Consider the following 5,813-nt stretch of genomic DNA (forward strand, 5'->3'; position numbering starts at 1 on the left):
ATGCATAAGCTATTTCGGCTTTCGGATAATAATACCACAGTCTCTACGGAAGTGGTAGCAGGCATCACCACCTTCTTCGCCATGGCCTATATCATCGTGGTCAATCCCTCGGTGCTTTCCACGGCGGGCATGCCCTGGGGTGCCGTCTTTCTCGCCACTCTGATTGCTGCCATCATCGGCACCCTGATCATGGCGCTGGTGGCCAACGTCCCCTACGGCGTGGCGCCAGGAGTTGGACTGAATGCCTTCTTCACCTTCACTGTGGTCAAAGGGCTGGGCTTCACCTGGCAACAGACCATGTGCATGGTGTTCCTGTGCGGCCTGATCAACATCCTGGTCACGGCCACCAAGCTGCGCAAGATGATCATCCAGGCCATTCCGCCCCTGCTCCAGCATGCCATCGGCGGCGGCATCGGTGTCTTCATCGCCTATGTTGGTCTGCTCAATGTGGGCATCATCAAGTTCGCCCCCGACAAGACTTCGGCGGCAGGAGCCAACCCTGGTCTGACCACCTTTAACACTCCTGGGGTCGTTCTCTTCGTCATCGGCCTGTTGCTGACCATCTTCCTCCTGATTTTCAAGTTCAAAGGCCACTTGGCTTTCATCAACAAGGGTGCCTTCGTCATAGCCATCATCGTGGTCACGCTGCTGGGCATCCCCATGGGGGTCACCAACATGGCCAAGTCGGTCGATCTGGGCCAGGCCTGGTCGCAGCTGCCGCAGACCTTCCTGGCCATTTTCCGTCCGGAGGGCTTCCCAGCGCTCTTCTCTGACCCGGCCAAGCTGCCAGTGGTTCTGGTGACCATCTTCGCCTTCTCCCTTTCGGACACCTTCGACACCATCGGCACCTTTGTGGGCACCGGCCGGCGCTCAGGCATCTTCTCTGCCGAGGATGAGCAGGCTCTGGAGAACGGCCGTGGTTTCAGTTCCAAGATGGACAAGGCCCTGTTTGCCGATGCCACCGCAACCTCCATCGGCGCTCTCTTCGGCACCTCCAATACCACCACATACGTAGAGTCCGCAGCAGGCATCGCAGCCGGTGGGCGAACCGGACTGACCTCGGTGGTCATCGCCGCCTGCTTTGCACTCAGCGCCGTCTTCGCTCCGCTGATTTCGGCTGTGCCATCGGCGGCCACCGCACCCGTTCTGGTCATTGTGGGCTGCATGATGATGAGCTCCTTCGCCGAGATTGAGTGGGGCGAACTGTCTGAGGCCATTCCGGCCTTCTTCACGGCCATCTTCATGGGCTTTGCCTATTCCATCTCCTATGGCGTGGCCGCCGGTTTCATCACCTACTGCCTGACCATGGTCTGCAAGCGCAAGGGCAGGGAGGTCCACCCCATCATCTGGGCGGTCTCGGCCCTCTTCATCCTGGACTTCGTGCTTCAGGCTGTGCTCTAAGCACAGATTCGTAAACACAAGACATCCACAAGCAGCATTCGTCAGAAGCATTGTTCAGTTGTGCAGCTAGCGTCATGCTGTTGACATGTTGACCTGACTGTTTGAGACAGAGACCACAGCAGGGCCCCGCCACTACATAGGTGGCGGGGCCCTGCTCGTACGTGACCGTCAGTGCTTATGCCGAGCGGCTACTTTTCCGCCTTGTCCGCTTTGTGCTTCAAGACGTTGACGTTTGGCGGCCAAGCCACCGACTGCGGCCAGCGAGCCGACCATGATGGTGACTAATATGCCTGTCTCTCCGGTCAAGGGTAGGACGCCGTAGTGGATGAAACGGAAGGCATTGGTCTCATCGTTGGATTGTGGAGCCCCATTGAGCGTCCAAGCGATGCTGACAGTCGTGTCGCCGGCCTGATGGTTTGGTGTCAACACGGTCCAGGCGCCATCCTGCTGCCCAGTGGAGCTTAGGCTGGTTCCATTGACACCTCCGAATTGCACTGTGGACGGGATGCCGAGCCTGAAGGGAAAGAGCACGTTGACAGGGGAGTAGACCGTCTGTGTCGCATTGTTCCCCAGCCTTCCTTGGCCGTTGTCTCCCCAGCTCATAGTGCTGCCGTTGGATGCGATGGCTAGGGTGTGGCCGGTGCCGGCGCTGACCTTGACGAAGTGGTCGATGCCTGTTGGATTGCCCATTCTGGTTGGCTTGTTCAGGCTGCCTGTGCCTCCGGTCCCCAGCATGCCTGATGCGTTTTGACCCCAGCCCCAGATGTTGCCGTTCTGGTCCAGCGCCAGTGAATTGCCGCTAGCCCTGCTGCCTGTCAACTGCGTGAAGGCGCTGACGTTTGCGGGCATGGCTACCAGAGACGGAGCAGTCCTCGTGGTGGTGTCGCCCAGGCCGAGTTCTCCATTGCTGTTCCCGCCCCAGGACCATATGCGTCCTAGATCATCAAGAGCGGAGGAGTGGCCGCTGCCCGCAATGATCTGAACAAGCTTGAATCCGCCTGTCGGGTTGGTGTCCGGCTTGGCCTGGACGGGTGTGGAGGTGTAGCCATCAAGCGCTACGTCACTCGTATTGCTTAGATCACCGTTCTGGTTCGATCCCCAGCCCCAAGCACGGCCTTGGGTGTCAGTTGCCAGAGAATGCGAACCGCCCGCACTGACCTGTGCATAGCGGAATCCTTTTGCCTCGCCTTGCGGGGTTGCGACCTGAACGGGTCTGGTAGTGATCCCTGTCGTCGCCACAGTGCTAGCAGGAACGCCCAGTTTGCCGAACTCATTGGATCCCCAGCCCCAGGCTCTGCCCTGCCCGTCTACGGCGAGGACGTGAGTGATTCCTGCGCTGATGCTGGTGAGACTGAAGCTTGTTGCCGTCATCCCGCTTGGGGCTTGCACGCGGATCGGGCTGGAGCTGTATGCAGATGAGCCATTGGTAGCAACGGCATTGCTGCCCAGCTGCCCGGAGCTGTTAAGCCCCCAAGCCCAGACGTGGCCCTGGTCATCCAAGGCCAAAGAGAAGGCTTTTCCTGCACTGATCTGCGTGAACCGGTTCACGCCTGTCGGTTTGGGAATCTGAACCGGTGTCAAGCGGTCCGTTGTGGTTCCATCGCCCAGCTGTCCGTATTTATTGGCACCCCAAGAATAAACGTTTCCATCCGATCCGAGAGCCAATGAATGATCATCGCCGGCGCTGACCTGACTGAACCTAATGCCCCGCGCTGCAGGTGGAACCAGGGTCACCTTGGTCTAACCGCTGTCGGGACCCTGGTTGGGAGAGGTGGTCCATTGCCCGGTGCCTGCCGTCCAATGGGCTGTCAGTTTCGTGGGACCCTTGACGGGGGAAGAAAAGTCGTAGGCCGCATCGCCGTTGAACCAGCCGTCGAATAAAAAGCCCGGTCGGGTCGGGTCTTGATCCGGTCTGGAAGCCGTCTGGTCCTCGATGACCGACTGATTGGTGGGCTGGCTGCCGTCGGCCTTGTCGAAAGTGACGACATAAATGGGCGGGTCATAGGTGTAATCCAGGATTTCATCGAACTGCTGACCATAGAGGTTCCAGGTGATGTCGCATCTACTCGACCCTTCCTATGAGCTGGCGTCATCACCTGCCAGTTTGTACCTGCTTTTTTGAGATTGCTGCCCAGTGTTTGGTCGAATTTGACCGCAGTAACATCTGGCGAAAGCGGGAAAGCGGCCAAGCTTGGTGTCAGCCTCATTGCCTGGCTATTATCCGTGCCTATAGGAACGTCTGGATCACCTAATTGTCCGCCGTTGTTCCATCCCCAGGTGTACAGGTTTCCATCTGATCCCAATGCAGACGATTCTTCCCATCCTGCATTGATCTGAGCCCAAGTGAATTGCTGGGCAGTTGAAGATGTTGGTTGATCGACAATGTGCGGTCTATTGACGTACGAACCGTCTGTGCTTATGTCTTTGATACCTAGTTGCCCGTGATCGTTTCGTCCCCAGGAATAGAGATTGTCGTCCGAGCCAATGGCTAGGACGTGAGTGTCTCTTGTCATGACTCGTACCCAGGTAAACCCTGACGATGCTCCGTTGGGCGGGGATATTAGAGTGGGCGTTTTTCTGTCTTCTGCATTGCTGCCATCTCCCAGCCTTCCGTATCCGTTCCATCCCCAAGCGTAAAGATCCCCATTCGTGCTGATTGCGAAACAAGATGTATCTCCGGCGCTGAACTGGGAGAAGGTAACGCCGGCGGGTTGGCGGACCTGAACAGGAGTTGATCGCTGAATGTCGGTCCCGTCGCCTAAGCGACCACTGACATTTGAACCCCAGGCGTACAAGTTGTTATTTGAGCCTAGGGCAAAGGAGTTATACCGTCCAGCACTTAACTGAGTGAAAGTGATTCCTGCTGGCCTGCTGACAAGTACAGGTTTGCTGCTGTACGCAGCAGAATTATCGGTGCCTGTAGGAATGTTGGTGTTGCCGAGCTGTCCGTCTCCGTTCCATCCCCAGGCATAGAGATTGTGATCTGAGCCTAATGCCAGGGTGTGATCCCAGCGGGTGCTTACTTGGGTCCAAGTGAATCCATTTGAGACACCGGCAGGCTTCGGAACCTTGACAGGAGTCAACTTGTTTTCGGTAGTTCCATCGCCAAGTTGTCCACGAGCATTGTTTCCCCAGGCATAGAGGCTACCGTCAGAACCTATAGCAAGAGAGGAATGGTCACCAGCGGCAATGGTACTGAAAATGAATTGGGCTGACGTATTGGCCGGCTTGTTTATTTTCACTGGTGTTCGTCGCAGGGTGTTGGTGCCGTCGCCCAATTGCCCTGAACTGTTATCACCCCAGGCGTAAAGGTTTTCATCCGACCCAAGCGCCAAGGAATGGGTTGCTCCTGATGTGATTTGAGAGAATTTGATGCCACGGGTTGCTGGGGGAGTCAGTGTCACTGCAGTACCTCCCGACGCGGCTCCGTGCGCAGGCGCCAGGGACCAATGGCCGTCGCTGGCTGTCCATTTTGCAGTCAGCTTCAGGTTGCTGGTGACGGGCTGGTTGAAGTTGTAGGCCACCTGGCCCGTAAACCAGCCGTCGAAGAGGCATCCGTGCTTGGTGGGAGCTGTCGGTCGTTTCGCCAGGCCTCCCGAAGGGACAATCTGTGCGACAGGAGTTGCTGTGTCAGCTTGGGCCGTGTCAAAGGTGACCGAACATTGATTATTTGGGCAGGAGCTTGTCGCCCGAGTGGAAGGAACAGGGCTTGCTGAGTCTGGTGAAGCGGGGGAGGGCAGAGCAGGAGAGGTTGTTGGTTGGATAGAGGAATCCAGCTTTTGAGTTGCAGTTGGCGTGGGAGTATTAGAGGGAATTTGAGTGGAACCAGGCATACCTGGAGTCACACCCTCTCCCGTTCCCAATTTTTTCATGCTTTGCGATGCTGTTGGGGATGCGGTGGCGTCTGCCTGCGCTAGGTCAATCCCCGAGAGGTTTGCCAATATGAGCCCTAAAACGATAATGGCTGCGAGAGAAGCGATGCAGCATGCACGATTCTTATATGACGATTGCATACGGTCCCCTTCGAAAGCAACAGCGCATACAACGTGGCACCTGTATCTCTGACTCAATCCCCATGACCAGCGTGCATGTTGCTCAATCCAAATTAGCTTATCACAGCTCAGGAATACAGAGGTTGCAGTGAAGGCCTTCTCTCGCTTAGCGATCGGATTATCAGCAGGCAATTGGAACAGGTCGCGTCTCAGTCAAAAAAGAACTTCCGGTAAGCCGAACCAGCCTACCGGAAGTTCCTGATTGCGTTGTATGAAAATGGATCAGTACCAGTTGGATGCCTGGGATTGAGCCCAAGCACCACAGGGAGTCCCATAACGGCCTTGGATATAGCCCAGGCCCCAAACAATCTGGGTATGAGCATCAGTCTGCCAGTTGGGACCGGCCGAGGCCATCTTGCT

4 protein-coding genes and 1 pseudogene are annotated in these 5,813 nt (G+C 56.8%); 1 reads left to right on the plus strand and 4 read right to left on the minus strand.

What is annotated here, in order from left to right; genetic code table 11:
- Window positions 1-1,401 (plus strand): NCS2 family permease, encoded by a 1,401-nt coding sequence (locus AC0AP0_RS07965; RefSeq protein WP_490430077.1) that lies wholly within the window; start codon window positions 1-3, stop codon window positions 1,399-1,401.
- Window positions 1,402-1,569: 168 nt separating this feature from the next.
- Here AC0AP0_RS07965 and AC0AP0_RS07970 read toward each other — a convergent pair whose 3' ends face one another.
- The 4 genes and pseudogenes from AC0AP0_RS07970 to AC0AP0_RS07985 form a co-directional block, all read right to left on the minus strand.
- Window positions 1,570-3,135 (minus strand): RCC1 domain-containing protein, encoded by a 1,566-nt coding sequence (locus tag AC0AP0_RS07970; RefSeq protein ID WP_490430078.1) that lies wholly within the window; start codon window positions 3,133-3,135, stop codon window positions 1,570-1,572.
- 6 nt (window positions 3,136-3,141) lie between these two features.
- On the minus strand, window positions 3,142-3,456 hold the full coding sequence (locus AC0AP0_RS07975) for an InlB B-repeat-containing protein (protein WP_490430079.1): 315 nt from the start codon (window positions 3,454-3,456) through the stop codon (window positions 3,142-3,144).
- A gap of 113 nt (window positions 3,457-3,569) precedes the next feature.
- Window positions 3,570-5,414: pseudogene (locus AC0AP0_RS07980) on the minus strand (RCC1 domain-containing protein); the annotation flags it as partial.
- Between the two features lie 261 nt (window positions 5,415-5,675).
- Window positions 5,676-5,807: an aggregation-promoting factor C-terminal-like domain-containing protein gene (locus AC0AP0_RS07985; protein WP_490430080.1), complete on the minus strand. Its 132-nt coding sequence runs from the start codon at window positions 5,805-5,807 to the stop codon at window positions 5,676-5,678.
- Window positions 5,808-5,813 lie beyond the last annotated feature (6 nt).

Source organism: Bifidobacterium sp. POST2/T3 (B1), assembly GCF_058197115.1.